Origin of the sequence: Streptococcus nidrosiense (genome assembly GCF_042140045.1) — a bacterium.
GTDB lineage: Bacteria > Bacillota > Bacilli > Lactobacillales > Streptococcaceae > Streptococcus > Streptococcus nidrosiense.
Genome location: NZ_CP152419.1, coordinates 1,914,227 through 1,938,760, shown reverse-complemented (window position 1 = coordinate 1,938,760; position 24,534 = coordinate 1,914,227). Strand labels below are relative to the sequence as shown.

General features: G+C 40.3%; 19 protein-coding genes. 17 read left to right on the top strand and 2 right to left on the bottom strand.

Annotation, left to right across the window (positions count from 1 at the left end):
* Positions 1-294 precede the first annotated feature (294 nt).
* Positions 295-2,178: a sucrose-specific PTS transporter subunit IIBC gene (locus AAFQ93_RS09215; RefSeq protein ID WP_375555256.1), complete on the top strand. Its 1,884-nt coding sequence runs from the start codon at positions 295-297 to the stop codon at positions 2,176-2,178.
* A gap of 307 nt (positions 2,179-2,485) precedes the next feature.
* Positions 2,486-3,373 (top strand): fructokinase ScrK, encoded by an 888-nt coding sequence (scrK, locus tag AAFQ93_RS09210; protein WP_049509581.1) that lies wholly within the window; start codon positions 2,486-2,488, stop codon positions 3,371-3,373.
* 40 nt (positions 3,374-3,413) lie between these two features.
* On the opposite strand, the gene AAFQ93_RS09205 is transcribed toward scrK, so the two are convergent.
* On the bottom strand, positions 3,414-4,604 hold the full coding sequence (locus tag AAFQ93_RS09205; protein ID WP_375555255.1) for a cation diffusion facilitator family transporter: 1,191 nt from the start codon (positions 4,602-4,604) through the stop codon (positions 3,414-3,416).
* Positions 4,605-4,761: 157 nt separating this feature from the next.
* On the opposite strand from AAFQ93_RS09205, the gene AAFQ93_RS09200 reads away from it, so the two are divergent.
* The 13 genes from AAFQ93_RS09200 to AAFQ93_RS09140 all read left to right on the top strand — a co-directional run bounded on the left by AAFQ93_RS09200 (position 4,762) and on the right by AAFQ93_RS09140 (position 20,942).
* Positions 4,762-6,372 carry a hypothetical protein gene (locus tag AAFQ93_RS09200; RefSeq protein WP_301559442.1) on the top strand — a complete coding sequence of 537 codons (1,611 nt, stop codon included), beginning with the start codon at positions 4,762-4,764 and terminating at the stop codon, positions 6,370-6,372.
* Position 6,373: 1 nt separating this feature from the next.
* Positions 6,374-7,405, top strand: a complete 1,032-nt coding sequence (locus tag AAFQ93_RS09195) for an acyltransferase family protein (RefSeq protein WP_301559441.1) — start codon at positions 6,374-6,376, stop codon at positions 7,403-7,405.
* On the top strand, positions 7,398-8,366 hold the full coding sequence (locus AAFQ93_RS09190) for a glycosyltransferase family 2 protein (protein WP_375555254.1): 969 nt from the start codon (positions 7,398-7,400) through the stop codon (positions 8,364-8,366). The genes AAFQ93_RS09195 and AAFQ93_RS09190 overlap by 8 nt, the downstream gene beginning before the upstream one ends.
* A 190-nt stretch (positions 8,367-8,556) precedes the next feature.
* Positions 8,557-11,241 carry a cation-translocating P-type ATPase gene (locus AAFQ93_RS09185; RefSeq protein ID WP_375555253.1) on the top strand — a complete coding sequence of 895 codons (2,685 nt, stop codon included), beginning with the start codon at positions 8,557-8,559 and terminating at the stop codon, positions 11,239-11,241.
* A gap of 105 nt (positions 11,242-11,346) precedes the next feature.
* On the top strand, positions 11,347-11,757 hold the full coding sequence (locus AAFQ93_RS09180) for a peptide deformylase (RefSeq protein ID WP_375555252.1): 411 nt from the start codon (positions 11,347-11,349) through the stop codon (positions 11,755-11,757).
* Positions 11,758-11,802: 45 nt separating this feature from the next.
* The gene (yaaA, locus tag AAFQ93_RS09175) at positions 11,803-12,525 is read left to right on the top strand and encodes a peroxide stress protein YaaA (protein ID WP_375555251.1); all 723 of its coding nucleotides are present in this window, start codon (positions 11,803-11,805) and stop codon (positions 12,523-12,525) included.
* A gap of 140 nt (positions 12,526-12,665) precedes the next feature.
* Positions 12,666-13,952: a homoserine dehydrogenase gene (locus AAFQ93_RS09170; RefSeq protein WP_375555250.1), complete on the top strand. Its 1,287-nt coding sequence runs from the start codon at positions 12,666-12,668 to the stop codon at positions 13,950-13,952.
* Position 13,953: 1 nt separating this feature from the next.
* A complete protein-coding gene (gene thrB / locus AAFQ93_RS09165) occupies positions 13,954-14,823 on the top strand; it encodes a homoserine kinase (RefSeq protein ID WP_049509590.1) in 870 nt (289 codons plus the stop codon).
* A 124-nt stretch (positions 14,824-14,947) separates the two neighbouring features.
* Positions 14,948-15,886: a peptide-methionine (R)-S-oxide reductase MsrB gene (msrB, locus tag AAFQ93_RS09160; RefSeq protein ID WP_375555249.1), complete on the top strand. Its 939-nt coding sequence runs from the start codon at positions 14,948-14,950 to the stop codon at positions 15,884-15,886.
* 48 nt (positions 15,887-15,934) lie between these two features.
* A complete protein-coding gene (locus AAFQ93_RS09155) occupies positions 15,935-17,659 on the top strand; it encodes an ABC transporter ATP-binding protein (RefSeq protein ID WP_375555248.1) in 1,725 nt (574 codons plus the stop codon).
* Between the two features lies 1 nt (position 17,660).
* Positions 17,661-19,409, top strand: a complete 1,749-nt coding sequence (locus tag AAFQ93_RS09150; RefSeq protein WP_375555247.1) for an ABC transporter ATP-binding protein — start codon at positions 17,661-17,663, stop codon at positions 19,407-19,409.
* Positions 19,410-19,516: 107 nt separating this feature from the next.
* Positions 19,517-19,642: a hypothetical protein gene (locus AAFQ93_RS09145; protein ID WP_265340260.1), complete on the top strand. Its 126-nt coding sequence runs from the start codon at positions 19,517-19,519 to the stop codon at positions 19,640-19,642.
* A gap of 40 nt (positions 19,643-19,682) precedes the next feature.
* Positions 19,683-20,942 (top strand): TRZ/ATZ family protein, encoded by a 1,260-nt coding sequence (locus AAFQ93_RS09140; RefSeq protein ID WP_375555246.1) that lies wholly within the window; start codon positions 19,683-19,685, stop codon positions 20,940-20,942.
* Positions 20,943-21,120: 178 nt separating this feature from the next.
* Here AAFQ93_RS09140 and AAFQ93_RS09135 read toward each other — a convergent pair whose 3' ends face one another.
* Complete coding sequence (locus tag AAFQ93_RS09135; protein WP_049526250.1) at positions 21,121-22,599, bottom strand: oligosaccharide flippase family protein; 1,479 nt, start codon at positions 22,597-22,599, stop codon at positions 21,121-21,123.
* Positions 22,600-22,725: 126 nt separating this feature from the next.
* On the opposite strand from AAFQ93_RS09135, the gene mecA reads away from it, so the two are divergent.
* Complete coding sequence (mecA, locus tag AAFQ93_RS09130) at positions 22,726-23,463, top strand: adaptor protein MecA (protein WP_375555245.1); 738 nt, start codon at positions 22,726-22,728, stop codon at positions 23,461-23,463.
* Positions 23,464-23,969: 506 nt separating this feature from the next.
* Positions 23,970-24,533 carry a TIGR01440 family protein gene (locus AAFQ93_RS09125; protein WP_375555244.1) on the top strand — a complete coding sequence of 188 codons (564 nt, stop codon included), beginning with the start codon at positions 23,970-23,972 and terminating at the stop codon, positions 24,531-24,533.
* Position 24,534 lies beyond the last annotated feature (1 nt).

Genomic DNA, 24,534 nt, shown 5'->3' with positions numbered 1-24,534 from the left:
TCACACTAAATTTAAGAAAAAAATGTCAAACGATTGACAGGGTTCGGAAATAAAATTTTATGAAAATCAATGAAAATATGAAAGTTTTTGAAAATTTTAAAGTAAAAACCTTGAATTCATAGGATATTTACTGCTGTGTTAATAAAAAAATAGCAAAAACAATCAAAATTGGACAAATGACAAAATTTTTTCTGCAAAACGCTTGACATATTTTTTAAACGTGATAGAATAATATTCGTAGGGCGGATAAAATCGCTTTCAAACAAGAAAAATTTTATAAGGAGATTTTTGCAAATGACGAATACAGAAATTGCAAAAAAAGTCATCGAAGCCTTGGGCGGACGTGAGAATGTTAACAGTGTAGCCCACTGTGCGACTCGCCTTCGTGTTATGGTTAAAGATGAAGCGAAGATTAACAAAGATGCTATTGAGAACTTGGAAAAAGTTCAAGGTGCTTTCTTTAACTCAGGTCAATACCAAATTATCTTTGGTACTGGTACAGTAAATAAGATGTACGATGAAGTCGTAGCTCTTGGTTTGCCAACATCATCTAAGGATGAAATGAAGGCAGAAGCTGCAAAACAAGGAAATTGGTTCCAACGTGCTATCCGTACTTTCGGTGACGTCTTTGTTCCAATCATTCCAGTTATCGTAGCAACTGGTCTCTTCATGGGTGTGCGTGGTCTTTTCAATGCTCTTGAAATGCCACTTCCAGGTGACTTTGCAACTTACACACAAATCTTGACAGATACAGCCTTCATCATCTTACCAGGTTTGGTTGTGTGGTCAACTTTCCGTGTATTCGGTGGAAATCCTGCCGTTGGTATCGTTCTTGGTATGATGCTTGTTTCTGGTTCACTTCCAAATGCTTGGGCTGTTGCTTCTGGTGGTGAAGTAACTGCTATGAACTTCTTCGGATTTATCCCAGTTGTTGGTTTGCAAGGATCAGTTCTTCCAGCCTTCATCATCGGGGTTGTCGGAGCTAAGTTTGAAAAAGCTGTTCGTAAGGTTGTTCCAGATGTTCTTGACCTCTTGGTAACACCATTCGTAACACTCCTCGTAATGTCAATTCTTGGTTTGTTTGTTATCGGACCAGTCTTCCACGTTGTTGAAAACTATATCCTTCTTGGAACAAAAGCTATCCTTAACTTGCCATTTGGTCTTGGTGGTTTCTTGATTGGTGGAGTTCACCAAGTTATCGTCGTATCAGGTGTTCACCACATCTTCAACTTGCTTGAAGTTCAATTGCTTGCTGCTGACCATGTTAACCCATTCAACGCTATCATCACAGCTGCCATGACTGCTCAAGGTGCTGCAACAGTAGCCGTTGGTGTGAAAACTAAAAATCCTAAACTTAAAACACTTGCTTTCCCAGCTGCTCTTTCTGCCTTCCTAGGTATTACTGAGCCTGCTATCTTCGGGGTTAACTTGCGTTTCCGTAAACCATTCTTCCTTTCATTGATTGCTGGTGCAGTCGGTGGTGGACTTGCTTCAATCCTTGGTCTTGCCGGTACTGGTAATGGTATCACAATCATCCCTGGTACAATGCTTTACATTGGTAACGGACAACTTCCACAATACCTTCTTATGGTAGCTGTATCATTCGCTCTTGGTTTTGCTCTTACTTACATGTTTGGTTATGAAGATGAAGCAGAAGTGGCTTCAGAAGCTACAACTGAACGTTTAGCTGACGAAGCAGTAACTGGTACTGTTGTTGCACCTAGCGAAGGTGTCATCCAAACACCAATCGTTGGTGACGTAGTTGCTCTTTCAGATGTTAATGACCCAGTCTTCTCAAGTGGAGCTATGGGACAAGGTATCGCTGTAAAACCTAGTGAAGATGTCGTTTACGCACCAGCTGATGCTGAAGTGACAATTGTCTTCCCAACAGGACATGCTTATGGCCTAAGAACAGCTAACGGAGCTGAAATCTTGATCCACGTTGGTATCGACACTGTTTCAATGAACGGTGAAGGATTCAACCATAAAGTTGCTCAAGGTGACAAGGTTAAAGCTGGAGATGTTCTTGGAACATTTGACTCAGCTAAGATTGCTGCTGCAGGCCTTGACAACACAACTATGGTTATCGTAACAAACACTGCAGACTTTGCTTCAGTAAATCCAGTTGCTTCTGGATCAGTTGCTAAGGGAGATGCAATCATCGAAGTTAAAGCTTAATACTCTTCGAAAATCAAATTTAAACTGCGTCATACTCGCTTTGCCGTATGTATGTGTTACTGACTTCGTCAGTTCTATCTACAACCTCAAAGCTGTACTTTGAGCAATCCGCAGCTCGATTCCTAGTTTGTTCTTTGATTTTCATTAAGTACACTACTTTCGATTTAATAGATCAAAAAACGAACAAATGTCATGTTTGTTCGTTTTTGATTGAATAGTAAAATTTACAGAGGAAAAACTAAAATATAGAGCAACTTTCCTTCTGGAATTATGCTATAATAGAGAAAATAAAAACTAGAGGTTTATCATGACAAAACTATATGGAAGCTTGGAAGCGGGCGGTACAAAATTTGTCTGTGCTGTCGGTGATGAAAACTTTAATATTGTAGAAAAAACACAATTCCCAACAACAACTCCTATCGAGACAATCGATAAAACTATCGAGTTCTTTTCAAAATTTGATAATCTTGCAGGACTTGCGATTGGATCATTTGGTCCAATTGATATCGACAAAAACTCAAAAACTTATGGTTTTATTACAACTACACCGAAACCTCACTGGGCCAATGTTGATTTGCTTGGTGCTCTTCGTCGCGCTCTAAACGTGCCAATGTACTTCACAACAGACGTAAACAGTTCTGCCTACGGTGAGGTAGTTGCTCGTAATAATGCTGGTGGCCGTATCGAAAACTTAGTTTACTATACAATCGGTACAGGTATCGGAGCTGGTGTTATCCAACGTGGTGAGTTTATCGGTGGTGTGGGACACCCTGAAATGGGTCATTATTATGTGGCTAGACACCCAATGGATATTGAAAAAGAATTCAACGGTGTTTGTCCTTTCCATAAGGGATGTCTGGAAGGCTATGCAGCTGGACCAAGTCTTGAAGCTCGTACAGGTGTTCGTGGGGAAAACATTGAACTCAACAACCCTGTTTGGGATGTTCAAGCCTACTATATCGCTCAAGCCGCGGTTAATGCTACTGTAACTTTCCGACCAGACGTTATCGTATTTGGTGGTGGGGTTATGGCCCAACAACACATGCTTGACCGTGTACGTGAGAAATTTACATCTCTTCTCAATGGTTACCTACCAGTTCCAGATGTACGTGACTATATCGTAACACCAGCTGTAGCAGGTAATGGTTCGGCTACACTTGGAAACTTCGTTCTTGCTAAGAGCGTTGCAAAATAAACATGAAAAATGAGGTCGGAAATTATCCCGGCCTCATTTTTTAGTCTTTTTCTATCTTTGTTTCCTGATGGAAAATATTTTGCCAAGTTTCGTGGCGGCGCCAGATGCTTGTGTGGATGGTATCACCAATCTGATAGCGGATCAGTTTTGTCTTCTGACTAATGGAAGTTAGGTGAAGCTCTTTAATGGCAGATGTCAGTTCTTTTTCGGACTTATAGGCATCCTTGTCCAGTTCTTGTCCGTCCTGGCGGATATAAATGAAGTCTTCTGCAAGTAACTCTTCTAGTTGATTTCCTTGGTCAATCAATTGCTCTCTCATGAGCAATTTTTTATAGACATTATCTAGGATTTCATCCTCAGGGATTGGTGCTGGTTCGATATGAATGTCTGTATCAAAGACACCAAAGCGTTCGGATAACATGGATTCAACCTGATCCGCAATTTCGTGGCTTTCGAAAACGGAGAGATCTGGATTCATCTCGAGAGTGATGTCCAGATAGATATTACTTCCGTAAGTACGACCGCGTTGAGATTTGACCTTGCTAATCTTAGGAATTTCCATGATAGCTTTTTGGTAATCTTCGAGCAAGTGTTCATCAAAACCATCAGAAAGGCTGAAGGATGACTCGATAAAGATATCATAGGCAGTCTTGAGGATAAAGAAGGTAATGACGATGGCAACCAATTTATCCACGAGAGGGAAGTTAAAACTGCTGGCTAGGATAGCGATAGTGGTTCCGAGTGAAGTGACTGCATCTGATAGATTGTCCTTGGCAGCCGCTTTAAGCGCCTTAGATTTGGACTGCTTGCTGAGGTGGGTGTTGTAGAGATAAACAGCAAACATAATCACAGCAGAGATCACTCCTAGAATCGCTCCCAGTGGGTCAATCACTGTTTCTTCGCGACTAATAATCTTTTGAATCGTATCTCGCAAGACATCAAAACCAACATAGAACATGATGATTGAAGTGATGAGGCTTGCCAAGTCCTCGATTTTCCAGTGACCGAAACGATGGTCTCTATCTGCTGGTTGGCGGGCCAAACGAATCCCAATGAGGAGGGCAACATTTCCGATGATATCAGAAACGTTGTTGAAACCATCCGCCACCAAACTGGATGAATGGAGCAAGTGTCCGGTTGCTAGCTTAGCTGCAGATAAGAATAGATAGGTCAAAATGCTGATAATGGCACCACGCTCAGCTAATTTTAAGTTTGAAACCGATTGATTCATCTAACTCCCTTTCTAGAACTATCGTATGTTTTCATTATACTGGTTTTCCAAGGAAAATTCAAATGGAGGGGGATGGGACATTTATACTGATTCAACAGATTTTTTGAATGAAATATGATAGAATATTAGGTAATCAAAATTTTAGAAAGAGATTTTCATGAATCATAAACAAATCATAGATAGAGTGATTCGAATTGGTTTGCTGTTGCTACCATTTCTTATTTTTTATGGATATAGATTGATTAAGGGATTCGATTATCCAGTGATTGATGATGTCATGGTCAATCAAACCATATTATCGGGTGATAATATGTTGCTTCCCTATATTGGAATTTTGTTATCATCTGCTTTAGTATTTCTTCAGCAATTTTTTACAACTTGGAATATTTATTTTATTTTCTTAGCTCTCAGTTTTTGCTTGAGTTTTAGCATCTATTTGGAGTTCTTTTTTAGAAAGAAATATTATTTCTTACTTCCCTTAGTGATTTTACTTCAAATGGTTTTAATGAAGTATTTCTCGTTTTCAGTAATTGCTTACTTGTTATCGACAGCAGCTATACTATTATTATTTGATAGAAAATACGTGACGGGAATGCTTTTGTCTGTAATAGGTTTATCGATTAGGCCGCAAATTATTGCCAGTTTATTATTGCTTTTACTCCCCTTCCTAGCTTTTGAAGTAATCAAAGGAAAAAAGAAAAAAGAATTATTCTTGTTATCTGCTGTTATTTTGTTTATCTTTACTTCCAACAAAGTTTATACACTAACGAATCCAGATGTTCAAGAATACCTAACTTGGAATACTCTGAGTACCAACTTGAGAGATTTTCCTGCGATTGATTATGAGAAACATGCCAAGGAATTTCAGGAACTGGGAGTCAGTGAAAATGATTTATCTACTTCAACTTATTGGCTCTTTGCTGAAAAAGGTGCTTTGAACAATGAGCTGTTAACAAAAATTCAATCAGTACGTTCTTTCTCTGAAAAGTACTCCTTTAATGTGCTTCAGATGGTATCAGATTATTTTCAAAATATCATTTTGACAAGCTTTCTTTTTGTTATGATTGGCTGGTTTTTGTTCTTCAAGCCCAAGAAGTTTTATGGATGGCTACTCCCTCTTGTTCCGTTTGCGCTGATAGGTGCTCTATTTGTTAGGCAGAGAGTAGTAGAACGGGTCTATATCCCAATTATCATTAGCTTTTTAATCTTTTTTATCTACTATGCTCCTTTATTTTACACTAAGCGCAAACTGTTGAAGAAAAGAGGAATTTTTTATAGTCTACAACTTGTAGGAATGCTTGCGAGTATGGCCTGGGTAAATAGTGTGGGACAAGAACTTTACTGGTTCCCAATCATTCAATCATCCATGGTATCAGAGTATCATGACGTAGTGGAAAAACATTCTGATAAATTGCTTGTTTTTGGTGGTTATGGAACACTTGTCAATTCTCAACCGAGATTGGCTACGATTAGAAGGAAGCCTGATCAGTTGATTGAAAATACAACAACCTTAGGTAACTGGCAAACTTTTTCGCCACATTATTATCAACTAATGAAAAAGTATAATGTTGAGGAGCCTAGTAATCTTCTTTCTTCTGCTATTGATAAGGAGAATATCCTATTCTTTTGGTCACCTTCTTCAGGAAAGATGGATCAAGTCAAGAAAATAATGAAAGAACATTACCAGAAAGATGTTTATTTTGAAGAAGTTGAGGTGGTCACTTCTGATATGAATCTTTATCGACTAAGAACAGGAGAAGGGAGATAGGATGAAAAAGCGCATAGGTTACCTAGATATGGCTAAGGGGCTAGCGATTATACTTGTTATTATAGGGCACAGCAGTTTTGTGCCTCTTCGTGCAAAAATACTCCTCTATGTTTTTCATATCCCCTTATTTTTCTTCTTGTCAGGTTTTACTTTAAATGTCACTAAATACAAATCATTTAAGGAATATTTTATTAGCAAGGTGAAAAGTTTGGTCGTTCCCTTTTTTTGCCTGAATATTTTTGTTTTTCTCTTTCAACTCTTTGTCATGTATCCTGAACAAGTGTTTAGTTTTAATCTTATTCATTTTACTAAACAATTGTTGTTGTCAGATCGCTTGCATGTTTATTTTCAGTTATGGTTTCTGAATGTCATGTTTTTAGCACATGTTGTTAGTTACTTTATTCTCAGAAGAAAATGGTCGATTGGTCAATGGCTATTGATTCTTGTATCACTCTTGCTTCTAGTCGTTTTAGGACAAAAAATCTATACTTGGAATTTTTATCTTATCTGGAATCTTGATTTGGTCCCTGTAGCCGTTGTCTTCACTTTTCTAGGTGTTGGAGTGAGAAAATATTTACCTCAGCTGGAGAAGTTTTTTGCAATATACAATCTGCCAGTTGCCTTATCTCTAACTATATTTGTAGGCAGATTGAACTATCATTGGAGTGGAAGACAAATTGTCGATCTCTACTATCAGCAGATAGGGAACCATCTCTTGTTTTACATTGCTGCAATTTCAGGTATATGGTCCACCCTCATATTCTTTAAGTCAATTCCTGAAATGACTCTCTTGAAATCAATCGGCCAAAGAACCTTGATTTACTATGGTGTCCATGCCCCAATTGTTTTAGTATTGGTAGAAAAATTAGTTTTACAACTGTCTACAAGATATACTGGTATTTTTGTGAATGGCTACGTTACAACAAGTGTTGTGACAATATTGACTTTGGTAGGGTGTGAATTGATTGTCAGAGTATTTAGAGGGACCAATTTTCCCTTTGGATTTAAAAGGTTAGGAGACAAAGATGAGTAGAAATAATCCGATTTTATATATCGTGATTCCATGTTATAACGAAGAGCAAGTGTTACCTCACACAAATCCGATGTTTGTCGGGAAGATTGAGGAATTGGTAAAAAATCAAGAGGTTCATCCAAATAGCAAGGTCATGTATGTGAATGATGGCAGTAAGGATAAAACTTGGGAACTTATCCAAGAATATGCTTCATCGAATCCATTTGTTGTAGGTATTTTTCAAAGTCGAAACCGTGGTCATCAAAGTAGTGTTCTTGCTGGGATGTACGAAGCTGCAGAATTTGCGGATATCGTGATTACCATTGATGCAGATGGTCAAGATGATATTGATTGTATGAATCAGATGATTGCTGAATATAAGACTGGTTCAGAGTTAGTCTACGGTGTTCGTGATAATCGAGATACAGACTCAGCTTTTAAACGTATAACAGCAGAAGGTTTTTACAAAGTGATGCAACTATTTGGAGCGGATGTCGTTTTTAATCATGCTGACTATCGTTTAGTCTCAAAACGATTTCTACAGGAATTATCCAAGTTTAAAGAAGTTAATCTGTTCCTTCGTGGCATTATGCCTCTGGTAGGATTTAAGTATTCCTATGTGACTTATAAACGTCATGAACGAATTGCTGGAGAAAGTCACTATCCACTTTCTAAAATGCTTGGCCTAGCAATGGACGGAATTACGAGCCTATCTATTAAACCCATTCGCTTGATTACCGCAATGGGAGTTGTGACTTCCTTTTTTAGTTTTTTGTTGATCATCTGGGTTTTGTGGAGCAAATTTGCTGGTACAGTTGTGGCCGGTTGGGCTAGTACCTACGCTATTGTAAGTTTACTTGGCGGAGTTCAACTCATTAGCCTTGGTGTAATCGGTGAATATATTGGAAAAATCTATTTAGAAACCAAACATCGTCCAAGATACATTATTAGCGATCGTACTTATGATGGGAATGTTGACTAACTCCACCCCAGCACTTGAAAACTTTAGAATTTCTGATATAATAGAACTACTCAAGGGAGTAGCTGGCGGTTAACCGCGATAGTGTCGTCATTACGAATTATTTCCGGCACTATATTAAACAGCGAGACTTGTTTTTTTAAAAAACAGGTCTCTTTTTTTGTAAAAAGAGGCCAAAAAGGAGGAGACTGTTTTGTCAAAAGAACAAAATAAAGACTTGTTTTACACACAATCTTCTGAGGAAGTCCTAAAGAATCTGGACTCATCTGTTGAAGGTTTGTCAACTGCTCAAGCTCAAGAACGCATAGCGACTTATGGTCGAAATGAGTTAGAAGAGGGCGAAAAACGTAGCCTACTAGCTAAATTCCTTGATCAATTTAAGGATTTGATGATCATCATCTTGCTAGCGGCAGCGGCACTTTCTGTCATTACAGAAGGAATGGACGGTTTAACAGATGCCATTATCATCTTGGCCGTAGTTGTCCTGAATGCAGCCTTTGGTGTTTACCAAGAAGGTCAAGCAGAAGCAGCGATTGAGGCTCTGAAAAATATGTCTAGCCCAATGGCCCGTGTTCGTCGTGATGGTCATGTCATTGAGATCGACTCAAAAGAATTGGTGCCTGGGGACATCGTCTTGCTTGAAGCTGGAGATGTAGTTCCTGCTGATATGCGCTTGTTTGAAGCGGCGTCTCTTAAAATCGAAGAAGCTGCTCTTACTGGTGAATCTGTACCAGTTGAAAAAGATATTACTCAAGTAGTAGAAGCAGATGCTGGTATTGGGGACCGCGTTAATATGGGTTACCAAAACTCAAACGTAACTTACGGTCGTGGTATTGGTGTCGTGACTAACACTGGTATGTATACTGAAGTTGGTAAGATTGCGGATATGTTGGCCAATGCCGATGAGACAGAAACACCATTGAAGCAAAGCTTGGAACAATTATCTAAAGCCTTGACTTACTTAATCGTTGTGATTGCGATTATCACTTTCTTGGTTGGTGTCTTCGTTCGTGGTGAACATCCGTTGGAAGGCTTGATGGTTGCAGTAGCCCTTGCGGTTGCTGCGATTCCAGAAGGACTCCCTGCCATTGTAACCATCGTTCTCTCTTTGGGAACTACAACTCTTGCTAAACGTAATTCGATTGTTCGTAAATTACCAGCCGTTGAAACACTTGGTTCAACAGAAATCATCGCATCTGATAAAACAGGTACCTTGACTATGAACCAAATGACGGTTGAAAAAGTCTATACTAACGGTCAATTGCAAAGCTCAGCAGCTGAGATTGCTGCTAGTAACAATACCCTTCGTATCATGAACTTTGCCAATGATACAAAGGTGGACCCATCTGGTAAATTGATTGGTGACCCAACGGAGACAGCTCTTGTACAGTTTGGTTTGGACCACAACTTTGACGTTCGTGAAGTTTTGAAGAATGAGCCACGTGTGGCAGAATTGCCATTTGACTCAGAACGTAAACTTATGTCTACGATCCATAAGGAAGCAGACGGTTCATACTTTATCGCTGTCAAGGGTGCCCCTGACCAATTGCTCAAACGTGTGACTCGTATTGAAGTAAATAGGAAAGTTCGTCCAATCACAGAAGAAGACAAACAAGCTATCCTTGCTACCAACAAAGACTTGGCTAAACAAGCCCTTCGTGTCTTGATGATGGCTTATAAGACAAGCAACGAAATCCCAACCTTGGAATCTGAAATTGTTGAGTCTGACCTCATCTTCTCAGGTTTGGTCGGCATGATTGACCCTGAGCGTCCAGAAGCTGCAGAAGCTGTCCGTGTCGCTAAGGAAGCAGGTATCCGTCCAATCATGATCACTGGTGACCACCAAGATACAGCAGAAGCCATTGCCAAACGTCTTGGAATCATCGATCCAAATGATACAGAAGACCATGTCTTCACGGGTGCTGAGTTGAATGAACTCACTGATGAAGAATTCCAAAAAGTCTTCAAGCAATACTCTGTATACGCACGTGTATCACCTGAGCACAAGGTTCGTATCGTGAAAGCATGGCAAAAAGAAGGTAAAGTTGTTGCCATGACAGGTGATGGAGTCAACGATGCGCCATCACTTAAGACAGCTGACATCGGTATCGGTATGGGGATTACTGGTACAGAGGTTTCTAAGGGAGCTTCTGATATGGTCCTTGCCGATGATAACTTTGCAACTATTATCGTAGCGGTTGAAGAAGGACGTAAGGTCTTCTCAAATATCCAAAAATCCATCCAATACCTCTTGTCTGCTAATATGGCTGAAGTCTTCACGATTTTCTTCGCAACCCTATTTGGTTGGGATGTGTTGCAACCAGTACATCTCCTCTGGATTAACTTGGTAACAGATACGCTTCCAGCCATCGCTCTTGGTGTAGAACCAGCTGAGCCAGGAGTTATGACCCACAAACCTCGTGGACGTAAGTCAAACTTCTTTGATGGTGGGGTCTTCGGTGCTATCATGTATCAAGGTATCTTCCAAACCATGCTGGTTCTGGGTGTCTATGGTTGGGCGATTCTCTTCCCAGAGCATCAAGTTCAATCTGAAATTCACGCAGATGCCCTTACTATGGCCTTTGCAACTCTTGGTTTGATCCAGTTGCTCCATGCCTTTAACGTCAAGTCTGTTTACCAATCAATCTTTACGGTTGGACTTTTCAAGAATAAGACCTTTAACTGGTCAATCCCAGTTGCCTTCATCCTCTTGATGGCTACGATTGTGGTTCCAGGATTTAACAGCCTCTTCCACGTTTCACATTTGAGTTTGACTCAGTGGATGGCAGTTATTGTAGGTTCGCTCTTAATCGTTGTTCTTGTTGAGATTGTCAAAGCAGTTCAACGTGCACTTGGAAAAGATAAAAATGCTATTTAAGCATTGAAAAGTCATCTTCGGATGGCTTTTTGTTTATGTATAAAGATAAACTACCAAAGATTTTGTGCTATAATCAAGAAGAGATAAAGATGGAGGAAAGAAGATTTGGAAAAGAAAATCGTAAGAGATATGATATTTTTATCGCAGGTATCCCAGCCTGCTAGTCAGGAGGATTTACCTCTAGCAAAGGACTTGCAGGATACCCTACAGGCTAATCGAGAAATTTGTGTTGGACTAGCCGCCAATATGATTGGAGTGCAAAAGCGCGTCATTATTTTTAATATCGGCATGATTCCCATGGTTATGTTTAATCCAGTTCTTCAATCCTTTGAAGGGCCATATGAAACGGAGGAAGGATGTTTGTCTTTGACAGGTGTAAGACCGACAACTAGGTATGAGAAGATTACAGTAAGCTACAGAGATATCCATTGGCAAGAGCAAACCATTAGCCTGACAGGTTTTCCAGCTCAGATTTGTCAGCATGAATTGGATCATTTAGAAGGTCGTATTATTTAGGCTCAAATCCTTGGTGCTCCTAGAAAAATATGCTACACTAAGACTATGAAAATTCTAATCCCAACTGCAAAAGAAATGAATACAAATGTTCCTAGTTTTGAAGCAAATCCCTTGCGTCCTGAAAGTCAGGCTGTAGTGGATGCATTAGCGACATATTCTGTCCAAGAGCTGGAAAGTTTTTACAAAATTTCTGCTGAAAAAGCACAAGAGGAGTATGACTATATCCAGGCCTTGAAAAATGAAACTGCGACAAACTATCCAGCCTTGCACCTCTTTGATGGACTCATGTATCGCAACATCAAACGGAACAATCTAACCAAGGCTGAACAAGCCTATCTGGAGAAACACCTCATGATAACGTCAGCTCTTTACGGTGTGATTCCAGCCTTTGCACCGATTGCACCTCACAGACTAGACTTTTTGATGAAGCTTAAAATTGCTGGGAAAAGCCTGAAAAGTCACTGGCAGTCAGCTTATGAAGAGTCGGTGAAGGGTGAAGAACTAATCTTTTCACTCTTGTCTTCGGAGTTTGAAAATGTCTTTCCAAAATATATCCGTGAAAAAATGGTGACCTTTAAGTTTATGGAAGACAGAGATGGAAAACTTAAAGTTCACTCAACCATTTCAAAAAAAGCCCGAGGAGCCTTTTTAACAGCCCTGATGGAAGGTCAGGTAACTTCGGTAGAAGAGATTAAAAAGCTCAGCTTTGCAGGTTTCCACTATCAAGAAGACTTGTCTAGTGACAAGGAAATGGTCTTTGTAAAATAGATTGAAAATAGCGTCTGCTCTTGATTGAATCAGGGCAGGCTTTTTTATGATTTGATGCTTCTATTTTTAGTTCAGAATGGTAGGAATTTTCTCACAATTTTGGTATAATAGGACTATTAGAAAATTTCAAGGAGACAAACATGTCAGTTAAAATTGCTTTACTTGGATTTGGTACAGTAGCCAGTGGTGTACCATTCTTGCTAAAGGAAAATGGAGAAAAAATTGTTCAAGCAGCACATTCAGAAATTGAAGTAGCCAAAGTTTTGGTCAAAGACGATGAAGAGAAAGCACGCTTGCTTGAAGCAGGAAATGATTTTAATTTTGTAACAAATATTGACGAAATTTTGTCAGATAAAGACATCGCGATTGTTGTTGAGTTGATGGGACGTATCGAACCTGCTAAAACATTTATCACTCGTGCCTTAGAAGCAGGGAAACATGTCGTGACAGCCAACAAGGACCTTTTGGCTGTTCATGGTGCAGAATTGCTTGAGATTGCCAAAGCTCATAATGTTGCTCTTTATTATGAAGCAGCTGTTGCGGGAGGAATTCCAATCCTTCGTACCTTGGTTAACTCACTAGCATCAGACAAAATCACTCGTGTTCTTGGTGTTGTCAATGGAACATCTAACTTCATGATGACCAAAATGGTAGAAGAAGGTTGGTCTTATGAAGATGCTTTGGCAGAAGCCCAACGACTTGGTTTTGCTGAAAGCGACCCTACCAATGACGTTGATGGGATTGATGCAGCCTACAAGATGGTCATCCTTAGCCAGTTTGCATTTGGGATGAATGTCAAATTTGAAGATGTTGCCCATCAAGGAATCCGCAATATCACTCCAGAAGATGTGGCAGTTGCCCAAGATCTTGGGTACGTGGTTAAATTAGTAGGTTCTATTGAAGAAACACCTTCTGGAATCGCTGCCGAGGTTACTCCAACCTTCCTTCCTAAAGCTCATCCACTTGCCAGTGTTAACGGTGTTATGAATGCGGTCTTTGTGGAATCTATCGGTATCGGCGAGTCTATGTACTATGGACCAGGTGCAGGTCAAAAACCAACTGCAACAAGTGTTGTGGCTGATATTGCCCGTATCGTTCGTCGTTTGAATGACGGCACCATTGGCAAAGCCTTTAACGAATACCATCGTGACCTTGTTTTGGCTCAGCCAGAAGATGTCAAAGCCAACTACTATTTCTCAATCCTGGCTCCAGATTCAAAAGGTCAAGTCTTGAAATTGGCTGAACTCTTTAATGCGGAAGATATCTCCTTCAAGCAAATCCTTCAAGATGGTAAGCAAGAAGGCAAAGCTCGTATTGTCATCATTACCCATAAGATTAACAAGGCACAGCTTGAAAATATTACAGATGCTTTGAAGGGTGTAGCTGAATTTGAACTTCTCAACACCTTCAAGGTTTTAGGAGACTAAGATGAAGATTATTGTACCTGCTACAAGTGCCAATGTGGGTCCTGGTTTTGACTCTGTTGGTGTAGCTGTAACTAAGTATCTAGAAATTCAGGTTTGTGAGGAACGTGAAGAATGGATGATTGAGCATCAACTAGGCAAATGGATTCCACGTGACGAGCGTAATCTTTTGCTGAAGATTGCTTTACAAATTGTTCCAGACCTACAACCAAGACGTCTGAAAATGATTAGTGATATTCCACTTGCGCGTGGACTTGGTTCATCGAGCTCTGTCATCGTTGCAGGGATTGAACTGGCAAATCAATTAGGAAATCTTAAATTAAGCGATCATGACAAATTGCAATTGGCGACTAAGATTGAAGGGCATCCTGATAATGTTGCCCCAGCCATCTACGGAAATCTGGTCATTGCAAGCTCAGTCGAAGGTCAGGTTTCAGCTGTTGTGGCGCCTTTCCCAGAGTGTGCTTTCCTAGCTTATATTCCAAACTATGAATTGCGAACTCGCGATAGTCGTGGTGTCTTGCCTAAGAAATTATCATACAAGGAAGCTGTTGCAGCAAGTTCAATAGCCAATGTGGCTATCGCAGCTCTATTGACAGGAGATATGGTCAAAGCTGGTCAAGCTATCGAGAGTGACCTTTTCCACGAGCGTTATCGTCAAGATTTGGTTCGAGAATTTGCGACAATTAAAAAAGTTGCCAAGAGAAACGGTGCTTATGCGACCTACTTGTCTGGCGCTGGGCCTACTGTCATGGTTCTAGCTGATCCTGATAAGATGCCGAAGATTAAGGCAGAGCTTGAAAAACAACCGTTCAAAGGCAAGCTTCATGATTTGCAAGTAGACACACAAGGCGTGCGCGTCGAAGAAAAATAAATATTGCGATAGGATGGGGAAACTCTCTATTAGAGGGCTTCCTATCCTTTTTTTGAAAATGAAAGATGGGATATGAAATGTTTCCCACTTTTGCTGACCGATAGAGGGTCAAGGAGGGTATGAGATGGCAGAAATATATCTAGCAGGTGGTTGCTTTTGGGGCTTAGAGAAATACTTTTCCCGTATTTCTGGAGTGTTGCAAACCAGTGTTGGTTATGCTAATGGTCAGGTAGAAACTACCAATTATCAATTAATCAAAGAAACAGATCATGCAGAGACTGTTCAAGTTATTTATGATGAAAAGGCAGTCTCGCTCCGTGAGATTTTGCTTTATTATTTCCGAGTCATTGATCCATTGTCTGTCAATCAACAAGGAAATGACCGTGGCCGTCAATATCGTACAGGGATTTATTACCAAGACGAAGAGGATTTGCCGACTATCTATGCTCTTGTCCAAGAGCAGGAGCGCATGCTTGGGCGTAAGATAGCAGTGGAAGTAGAGAAACTTCGTCACTATATTCTGGCTGAGGACTATCACCAAGACTACCTCAAGAAAAATCCTGGTGGTTATTGCCATATCGATGTGAGAGATGCAGAGAACCCCTTGATAGATGCCGCCAACTATGAAAAACCTAGTCAGGCAGTTTTAAGAGAAAATTTGTCAGAAGAGTCTTATAGAGTTACCCAAGAAGCTGCGACGGAAGCTCCCTTTAGCAATGCTTATGACCAAACTTTTGAGGAAGGAATTTATGTCGATATCACGACAGGAGAGCCTCTCTTCTTTGCCAAGGATAAGTTTGCCTCAGGCTGTGGTTGGCCAAGTTTTAGTAGACCGATTTCTAAAGAGTTGATCCATTACTATCGTGACTTGAGTCACGGTATGGAGCGTATTGAAGTGCGGTCACGTTCGGGTAATGCTCACTTGGGACATGTCTTTACAGACGGACCTCAGGAACTAGGTGGTTTACGCTATTGTATCAATTCTGCATCCTTACGATTCATTGCTAAGGATGAAATGGAGGAGGCTGGCTATGGCTACCTACTTCCATATTTGAACAAGTAAAAAGATGGTGGGTTTCCACCTTCTTCATTTTGAAAATAGAAGGGACTTATGAAACACTTACTTTCTTACTTTAAACCCTACATCAAGGAGTCTTTCCTAGCACCCTTGTTTAAACTGCTAGAAGCCGTTTTTGAACTCTTAGTTCCCATGGTGATAGCTGGGATTGTCGACCAATCTATCCCTCAAAAAGATCAGGGGCATCTGTGGATGCAAATAGGCCTCCTATTTGTGTTTGCAGTTATTGGTGTTTTGGTAGCTTTGATTGCCCAGTTTTACTCAGCTAAGGCAGCAGTAGGATTTGCCAAGGAGTTAACCAATGATCTCTATCGTCATATTCTTTCCTTGCCCAAGGATAGTAGAGACCGTTTAACGACCTCGAGTTTGGTGACGCGTTTGACTTCAGATACCTATCAGATTCAGACAGGGATCAATCAATTTTTACGTCTATTTTTAAGGGCTCCTATTATTGTTTTTGGTGCCATTTTTATGGCTTATCGTCTCTCGCCTGAATTGACCTTCGGGTTTTTGGTCATGGTTGCCATTTTGTCCTTTGTCATTGTCGTGTTATCACGCTTGATCAATCCTCTCTATAGTATTTTGAGAAAGAAAACAGACCAGCTGGTTCAGGAAACACGCCAACAGATACAAGGTATGCGTGTGATTCGTGCCTTTGGCCAAGAAAAACGAGAAATCGAGAACTTCCAAGTACTCAATCAAGTCTATACTGCTATCCAAATGAAAACAGGACACTGGTCCAGTCTATTGACCCCCTTGACCTATTTGATCGTCAATGGAACTTTGCTGGTGATTATCTGGAATGGTTATATTTCTATCCAGGGAGGCTGGCTCAGTCAAGGTGCCTTGATTGCCTTAATCAACTATCTCCTGCAAATCTTGGTAGAGTTGATAAAACTAGCCATGCTCATTAATTCGCTCAACCAGTCCTATATTTCTGCCAAGCGGATTAAAGAAGTCTTTGCAGAAAAGCCTGAAGATATACTGGCAGAAATTGCTCAAAAAGAAACTTCCTCGAACCAGTCCTTACGAGTTGAACACTTGAGCTTTACCTACCCAGATGCTGCCCAACCATCCTTGCGAAATCTTTCTTTTGCTATGCAACAAGGGGAGATTCTTGGGATTATAGGTGGGACTGGTTCTGGTAAGTCGACCTTGGTACAGGTCCTACTTGGTCTTTATCCGGCAGATAAAGGAAGCATTTCCCTTTATCGAGATGGACGTAGTCCTCGCAATCTTTCTGAATGGCGGTCCTGGATGGCTTATGTTTCTCAAAAAGTTGAACTCTTTAAAGGGACTATTCGTTCCAACTTGACTTTGGGTATCGAAGACCCTATCTCTGACCAAGAACTCTGGCAGGCTTTGGAAATTGCTCAAGCCAAGGACTTTGTCAGTGATAAGGAAGGCCAGCTGGACGCAGAGGTTCAAGCAGGTGGTCGTAATTTCTCAGGTGGGCAAAAGCAACGTTTATCGATTGCCCGGGCAGTCTTGCGTCGAGCACCATTTCTCATCTTGGATGATGCGACTTCGGCTCTTGATACCATTACTGAGTCCAATCTTCTGAAGGCTGTTCAAGATAACCTACCTGACACTAGCTTGATCTTGATTTCCCAACGAACTTCAACCTTGAAGATTGCTGATCAAATTCTCCTTTTAGAGAAAGGGGAGCAATTAGCACTTGGAAATCATGAGGAATTGATGAAGACTAGCCAAGTCTATCGTGAAATCAATGCATCTCAACATGGAAAGGAGGATTAGAATGAAAGGCAAACATACAAGTCAAACCCTTAAACGATTGGCAAAAGACTTAGCTGGCCATCCCGTCCTTCTTTTCCTGGCTTTCTTGGGTACTATTGCTCAGGTAGCCTTATCAATCTATCTACCAATCTTGATAGGACAGGTGATTGACCAAGTCCTAGTCGATGGTTCATCCCAGCTATTTTGGCAGATTTTTCTCCAGATGATTTTGGTGGTCATTGGGAATACGCTGGTACAATGGGCCAATCCTCTCCTCTATAATCGACTGATTTTCTCCTACACCAAAGATTTGCGCGAAAAAATTATTGAAAAGCTCCATCGTCTTCCGATTACCCTTGTAGATAGACAAGGTAGTGGAGAAATGGTCAGCCGTGTAACGACAGATATCGAGCAGTTGGCAGCGGGTCTGAATATGATTTTCAACCAATTTTTCATAGGAGTTTTGATGATTTTGGTCAGCATCCTTGCTATGCTCCAGATCCATCTATTGATGACTCTCTTGGTTCTGCTCTTAACACCTCTATCTATGGTCATTTCACGCTTTATCGCTAAGAAATCCTACCATCTCTTTCAAAAACAGACAGAGACTAGGGGGATTCAAACCCAGTTGATAGAAGAATCGCTCACCCAACAGAACATTATCCAGTCCTTCAATGCTCAGGAAGAATTTATCGAGAGACTTCATGAGGCAAATGACAACTACGCAGGTTATTCTCAGTCGGCTATCTTTTATTCATCAACAGTCAATCCTTCGACACGATTTGTCAATTCCCTTATTTATGCCCTACTAGCTGGTGTTGGAGCCTTGCGCATCATGGCGGGTTCAACTTTGACGGTTGGGCGTTTGGTGACCTTTTTGAACTATGTGCAGCAGTACACCAAGCCTTTTAACGATATTTCATCAGTCTTAGCCGAGTTGCAAAGCGCCTTAGCTTGTGCAGAACGTGTTTATGCTGTTCTAAAAAGTCCAGAGGTTACAGAAACTGGTCTTAAAGAATTGAACAGCGACCAAGTCAAGGGAGCTATTTCCTTTAAACATGTTTCTTTTGGTTACAATCCTGAAAAGATCTTGATTAAGGATTTGTCTATTGACATTCCAGCTGGTAGTAAGGTTGCTATCGTTGGTCCAACGGGTGCTGGAAAGTCTACCCTTATCAATCTCCTCATGCGTTTTTACCCGATTAACTCAGGAGATATTTTGCTAGACGGTCATTCTATTTACGACTATACCCGAGCTTCTCTTCGACAGCAGTTTGGGATGGTGCTCCAAGAAACTTGGCTCAAGCAGGGAACCATTCATGACAATATTGCTTTTGGCAATCCTGATGCTAGCCGAGAGCAGGTCATTGCAGCAGCCAAGGCAGCTAACGCAGACTTCTTTATCCAACAATTGCCACAGGGATATGATACCAAGCTTGAAAATGCAGGGGAATCCTTGTCTGTTGGTCAGGCTCAGCTTTTAACCATTGCCCGTGTCTTTCTAGCCATTCCTAAGATTCTTATCTTAGATGAGGCGACTTCATCCATCGATACCCGTACCGAGGTGCTGGTTCAGGATGCCTTTTCCAAACTCATGAAGGGGCGAACAAGCTTCATCATTGCCCACCGTTTATCGACCATTCAGGATGCTGATTTGATTCTTGTCTTGGTGGATGGAGATATTGTCGAGTATGGCAATCATGAGGAACTCATGACGAGAAAAGGCAAATACTATCAAATGCAGCAAGCAGCAACTTTTATCCCAGAATAAATGGGAAAGCCATTATAATGCCAATGAACAAACAAGAAAAGTTGCCTTCGGGTGACTTTTTTGTTACAATAGCTAGAAAAATTATCTGGTATGAAAGCTAATACTCAATGAAAATCAAAGAGCAAACTAGGAAACTAGCCGCAGGTTGCTCAAAACACTGTTTTGAGGTTGTAGATGGAACTGACGTAGTTAGTATCCTACACATACGGCAAGGCAACGTTGACGCGGTTTGAAGAGATTTTCGAAGAGTATAATTTAGAAAAGGAGCCTAGTATGAAAGTCTTTCAGCATGTAAATATCGTGACTTGTGACCAAGATTTCCATGTCTACCTGGATGGTATCTTGGCTCTTGAAAATTCTCAAATTGTCTATGTTGGTCAGGAAAATCAAGAAATTCTCAAACAAGCAGATCAAATCATAGACTATCAGGGTGCCTGGATTATGCCTGGCTTGGTTAACTGCCATACTCACTCTGCCATGACAGGCTTGAGAGGGATTCGTGACGATAGCAATCTCCACGAATGGCTAGAGGACTATATCTGGCCAGCAGAAGCAGAATTCACACCAGAGATGACTACAAAGGCCGTCAAAGAGGCGCTAACAGAGATGCTCCAGTCAGGAACGACAGCTTTCAATGATATGTACAATCCTAATGGAGTGGATATAGCTGAGATTTATGAGGCAGTCAAGGCATCCAAGATGCGTTGCTATTTCTCTCCGACCCTCTTTTCTTCAGACATGGAGACGACTGATGAGACTATAGCAAGAACACGAGCTGTTATCGAGACAATCAAAGGATATCGGGATCACAATTTCAAGGTGATGGTGGCCCCTCATTCGCCCTACAGTTGTAGTCGAGAATTATTAGAGGCTAGCTTGAACCTAGCAAAAGAAGAAGATATTCCACTTCATATCCACGTTGCAGAAACAAAAGAAGAGTCAGGGATTATCCTGAAACGTTATGGTAAACGTCCAATAGCCTTTCTAGATGAACTTGGGTATTTAGATCATCAGGCTGTATTTGCTCACGGTGTGGAGATAAATGAAGCAGAGATTGCCCGCTTGGCAGATTCGCAAGTCGCTATCGCCCACAATCCTATCAGCAATCTCAAACTAGCCTCAGGGATTGCACCAGTCGTCCAACTTCAAAAGGCGGGAGTGCCAGTCGGGATTGCGACTGACTCAGTTGCTTCTAACAATAACCTCGATATGTTTGAGGAAGGACGCACGGCAGCCCTTTTACAGAAAATGAAGAGTGGTGATGCCAGCCAATTTCCAATTGAAACTGCCCTCAAGGCCCTGACCATTGAAGGAGCTAAGGTGTTGGGAATGGAAGATGAGATTGGTAGTCTAGAAGTTGGCAAGCAAGCAGACTTTCTCGTCATTCAGCCCCAAGGAAAAATCCATCTCCAACCTCAAGAAAACATGCTCTCTCATTTAGTTTATGCTGTTAAATCCAGTGACGTTGATGACGTATACATTGCAGGTGAGCAAGTCGTGAGAGCTGGGAAGGTACTGACAGTAGATTTATAAGTGATACTCTTTCTAATTTTTTTAAAGCTAGGTCGGTGTCGTCTTGACCTCGTTTGCTCTAACAAGTTCATTGAGTGAGTATTTATTGTGTAGGCTGTATAGAAAAAGAGGACTCTGTAAGGTCTTCTTTTTGTTGCATAATATTTAATCTGAACACTTTTGAGAGGGATACAGACCTTTATCCTCTTTTAATCCTTGCACGAACTAGGTCAAGTGCATAATGAAGTGTTTTATCTTTGATAATAAAGAGTGTGATAGCGTAATAGATGCCGCAAGCAACAATTGTGCATAGAACCATGCTAATCATCTTCATCGTAACTTCATAGCTATAAACTTGGAAGAGGATTTTAAAAACATAATAAATTGGGATGAAACCGAGTGACACGATTGTGTAGCGAGCCAAGGTTGTAAAAATCTCTCTCAAATCCAATAGTTTATGCTTCTGAATAAAGCGAATTTCTAGCAGAACTACAATTGATTCAGCTATAATGGTTGTCCCAATGTAGTATGCTGGAGTATAGATATTGTTAAAAAGGAGTAGAGAGTTTAGAATGACATTGACACCGCCACCGATAAAGTAGAAGGCGGTCAAACGATTTTCATGGTCATTAATAAAGATAATCTGTTTTCCAAGGATTAATTCGATAGCCCATATAATGGTACGAAAGGCAAAGACACTCGTTACGATTCCTGCTTCTAGATATTTCTCAGAAGAGTAGATAACTGTAGCATAGGTTCCTAAAACCATAATACCAATACTGGTAGGGACCATGAGGAAGTAAAAGAGTGATGCGCCCTGATTGACCAAATTTTTATAAGAAGTAAAATCTTTTTTTCCTAGATAATAACCAAGTCGTGGGATACTGACGTTGATAGCGCCACTAAGAACACTAGCAATCAGCATAACGATACTGGAGGCGATGGTGTAGTAAGAGATGAAATTCTCATCAGGTCCTTTAGTGATGAACATACGATCCAGCAAGGTATAGAGCATATTAGCATTTGCCAGAAGGAGCATGGTTAAGAGTGGTTTAGATGACTTGAGAAGTTCGATGAACTCAATCTTAACAAAGGAGACCTCTCGTTTAATCCAGAGGAAGCTGAGTAGATAGTTGATGATAGTTGTCGCACTCATGATGCTAGCATAAGGAACGATGTCATCAGGTGTCTTGACGAAGGCAAAGATAGCCACCAACATTCCAATCCGAATAATCAGTGTTTTATAAAGGATAAAGGAATAATTCTCGTAGGCTTCATTCATCCACTCGATATTCAGAAATTGGAAGAGAGCTTGGATGCCAAGGATGTAGTAAAGGATTTTTAGATTGACAATACTGGTATCAAAGTGAATAAAGAGGAAATAGATAGCTGTTGTCAGAATTGAAGTAATCAGGGAAATATAGAATAACTTAGAAAAGACATAATTGATCTTATTCTTATCATCCTTAACCTTACTGATAGCTCGAATCCCATAATTGTAAATCCCAAAGGCAGCAAGTGGAATGACAAAGCTTGCCCAGGTGTTGGCAGTGTTGAAGTAACCGTAATTCGATTTGCTAAGAATCCGTGTTAGATAGGGATTAGTAATCAAAGGAAAAACGATATTCAAGATATTGACCAGCAGGCTAGCCAAAGCGTTAACTTTTATATTTTTCATGAAAACTTTCTTTCTTATATTCTAAAATAGATACTAGTATTATATCACATTCCAACGCCATTTTTTTTGATAAAATTTTTGAAATCTTGTATAATAGATAGAACTGAAAGTATGAGGTTACGAACTATGAAAATGAAACAAATCAGTGATACGACTTTAAAAATCACCATGTCTTTGGAAGATTTGATGGATCGTGGAATGGAAATCGCAGACTTTCTCGTTCCACAAGAGAAAACAGAAGAATTTTTCTACGCAATCTTGGATGAGCTAGAGATGCCAGATAGCTTCTTGGATACGGGTATGCTCAGCTTCCGAGTAACACCTAAGCCAGACAAGGTTGATGTTTTTGTGACAAAATCTAAGATCGACCAGAATTTAGATTTTGACGATTTGGCAGATCTTCCTGATATGGATGAGTTGGCTAAAATGTCTCCAGATGAGTTTTTAAAAACCTTGGAGAAAACTATGGCAGAAAAAACTAAAGATGATATTGAAGCCATTCAATCTTTAGAGCAGGTTGAAAAGGAAGAAGAAGCAGCGCTTGACGAAGCCCTCGAAGTAGAAGAAGGAAAAAGAGAGCCTTATATCTACTATATCTTACGTTTTGACGATTTATCTAGTTTGGTTTCTTTTGCCAAAACGGTTGACTACCAAATGGAAACTTCAGAACTCTACAAGATGAAAGACCAGTACTATCTGACAGTCTTAGTTGATGTAGAAGATCAACCTAGCCTTTATCCAGCTTGGTTGTTGGCACGTATGCGAGAATTTGCGGATGATAGTGATATCAGTCGTTCTGTCCTACAAGAATATGGGCAACTACTCATCAATCATGATGCTGTCCAAGGACTCCAAAAAGTTTAATCTATAAAAAACAGAGAAGCTACCCTTCTCTGTTTTTGTAAAATCTAGTTTTTAAAATTTTGGATTCAGTTTGTATCCAAAAAACTTTCATATTATAATTTGAGGATAAAATTAAAGTTTTAGCATAATTTCATGAAAATTTTCTGAATCATCATCTGAAGCTACAAGTATGAAAAAGTGCCTAAAAAATAAGCAAAGTAGTAGCTTTAATAGAAGAAATGGGGTAGAATGGTAGAAGTTGCTTTTCGGTAGCTTATAATCGAATTGACTGACAAATCTTTTAGGTGTAAATGTTGTTACATCAACGATTTTACTAAACTATTATATTTTTTTTGTTTTCAAAGTATAATTTTATCTTATATTTGAAACTAGATGAATTTGAATCAGTTTTTGAAAAGAGCCCTCATATAGTTTTTGAATCCTAGCAAATGGTATTCCTATGTCTTCCAATCTTGCTAAAATTGATGAAAAACGATATGATAGAATGAAAAAAAGCGAGGTGAAAAATGGACCAAAGACGGATTCAAACAGAAACACAGCAGATACTTGAAGATGTATTAGACAAGGCTTCTTTACAGGAGGGAGCAATATTTGTCTTGGGTTTGTCTTCGAGTGAAGTGCTGGGAGGACACATCGGAAAAGATTCGAGTCAGGAAATCGGTGAACTTATTGTCAAGACTATGTTGGAACTGTTGACGGCTAAGGGAATTCACCTAGCTGTTCAAGGTTGTGAACATGTCAATCGGGCTTTAGTTGTTGAACGAGAAGTAGCTATAAAACATCAGTTGGAGATTGTGAGTGTACTCCCGACCTTACATGCAGGAGGTTCTGGTCAGTTGGCCGCCTTCCGCTATATGAAGGATCCTGTGGAGGTCGAATTTATCAGGGCAGATGCTGGTCTAGACATTGGTGATACAGCTATCGGTATGCATATCAAACATGTTCAGGTACCCATTCGACCAGTCTTAAGAGAGATTGGTCAGGCTCATGTAACGGCACTTGCTAGTCGACCAAAACTCATTGGAGGGGCGCGTGCTCAATATCCAATAGATCATATTAGGAAGATATAAA

Excerpts from the sequence above, each read along its gene's own strand:
- AAFQ93_RS09215 (WP_375555256.1), top strand. The coding sequence starts at position 295 with ATGACGAATACAGAAATTGCAAAAAAAGTCATCGAAGCCTTGGGCGGA.
- AAFQ93_RS09195 (WP_301559441.1), top strand. The coding sequence starts at position 6,374 with ATGAAAAAGCGCATAGGTTACCTAGATATGGCTAAGGGGCTAGCGATT.
- scrK (WP_049509581.1), top strand. The coding sequence starts at position 2,486 with ATGACAAAACTATATGGAAGCTTGGAAGCGGGCGGTACAAAATTTGTC.
- thrB (WP_049509590.1), top strand. The coding sequence starts at position 13,954 with ATGAAGATTATTGTACCTGCTACAAGTGCCAATGTGGGTCCTGGTTTT.
- yaaA (WP_375555251.1), top strand. The coding sequence starts at position 11,803 with ATGAAAATTCTAATCCCAACTGCAAAAGAAATGAATACAAATGTTCCT.
- AAFQ93_RS09205 (WP_375555255.1), bottom strand. The coding sequence starts at position 4,604 with ATGAATCAATCGGTTTCAAACTTAAAATTAGCTGAGCGTGGTGCCATT.
- AAFQ93_RS09155 (WP_375555248.1), top strand. The coding sequence starts at position 15,935 with ATGAAACACTTACTTTCTTACTTTAAACCCTACATCAAGGAGTCTTTC.
- AAFQ93_RS09125 (WP_375555244.1), top strand. The coding sequence starts at position 23,970 with ATGGACCAAAGACGGATTCAAACAGAAACACAGCAGATACTTGAAGAT.
- AAFQ93_RS09145 (WP_265340260.1), top strand. The coding sequence starts at position 19,517 with ATGAAAATCAAAGAGCAAACTAGGAAACTAGCCGCAGGTTGCTCAAAA.
- AAFQ93_RS09200 (WP_301559442.1), top strand. The coding sequence starts at position 4,762 with ATGAATCATAAACAAATCATAGATAGAGTGATTCGAATTGGTTTGCTG.
- AAFQ93_RS09135 (WP_049526250.1), bottom strand. The coding sequence starts at position 22,599 with ATGAAAAATATAAAAGTTAACGCTTTGGCTAGCCTGCTGGTCAATATC.
- mecA (WP_375555245.1), top strand. The coding sequence starts at position 22,726 with ATGAAAATGAAACAAATCAGTGATACGACTTTAAAAATCACCATGTCT.
- AAFQ93_RS09190 (WP_375555254.1), top strand. The coding sequence starts at position 7,398 with ATGAGTAGAAATAATCCGATTTTATATATCGTGATTCCATGTTATAAC.
- AAFQ93_RS09170 (WP_375555250.1), top strand. The coding sequence starts at position 12,666 with ATGTCAGTTAAAATTGCTTTACTTGGATTTGGTACAGTAGCCAGTGGT.
- AAFQ93_RS09140 (WP_375555246.1), top strand. The coding sequence starts at position 19,683 with ATGAAAGTCTTTCAGCATGTAAATATCGTGACTTGTGACCAAGATTTC.
- AAFQ93_RS09150 (WP_375555247.1), top strand. The coding sequence starts at position 17,661 with ATGAAAGGCAAACATACAAGTCAAACCCTTAAACGATTGGCAAAAGAC.
- msrB (WP_375555249.1), top strand. The coding sequence starts at position 14,948 with ATGGCAGAAATATATCTAGCAGGTGGTTGCTTTTGGGGCTTAGAGAAA.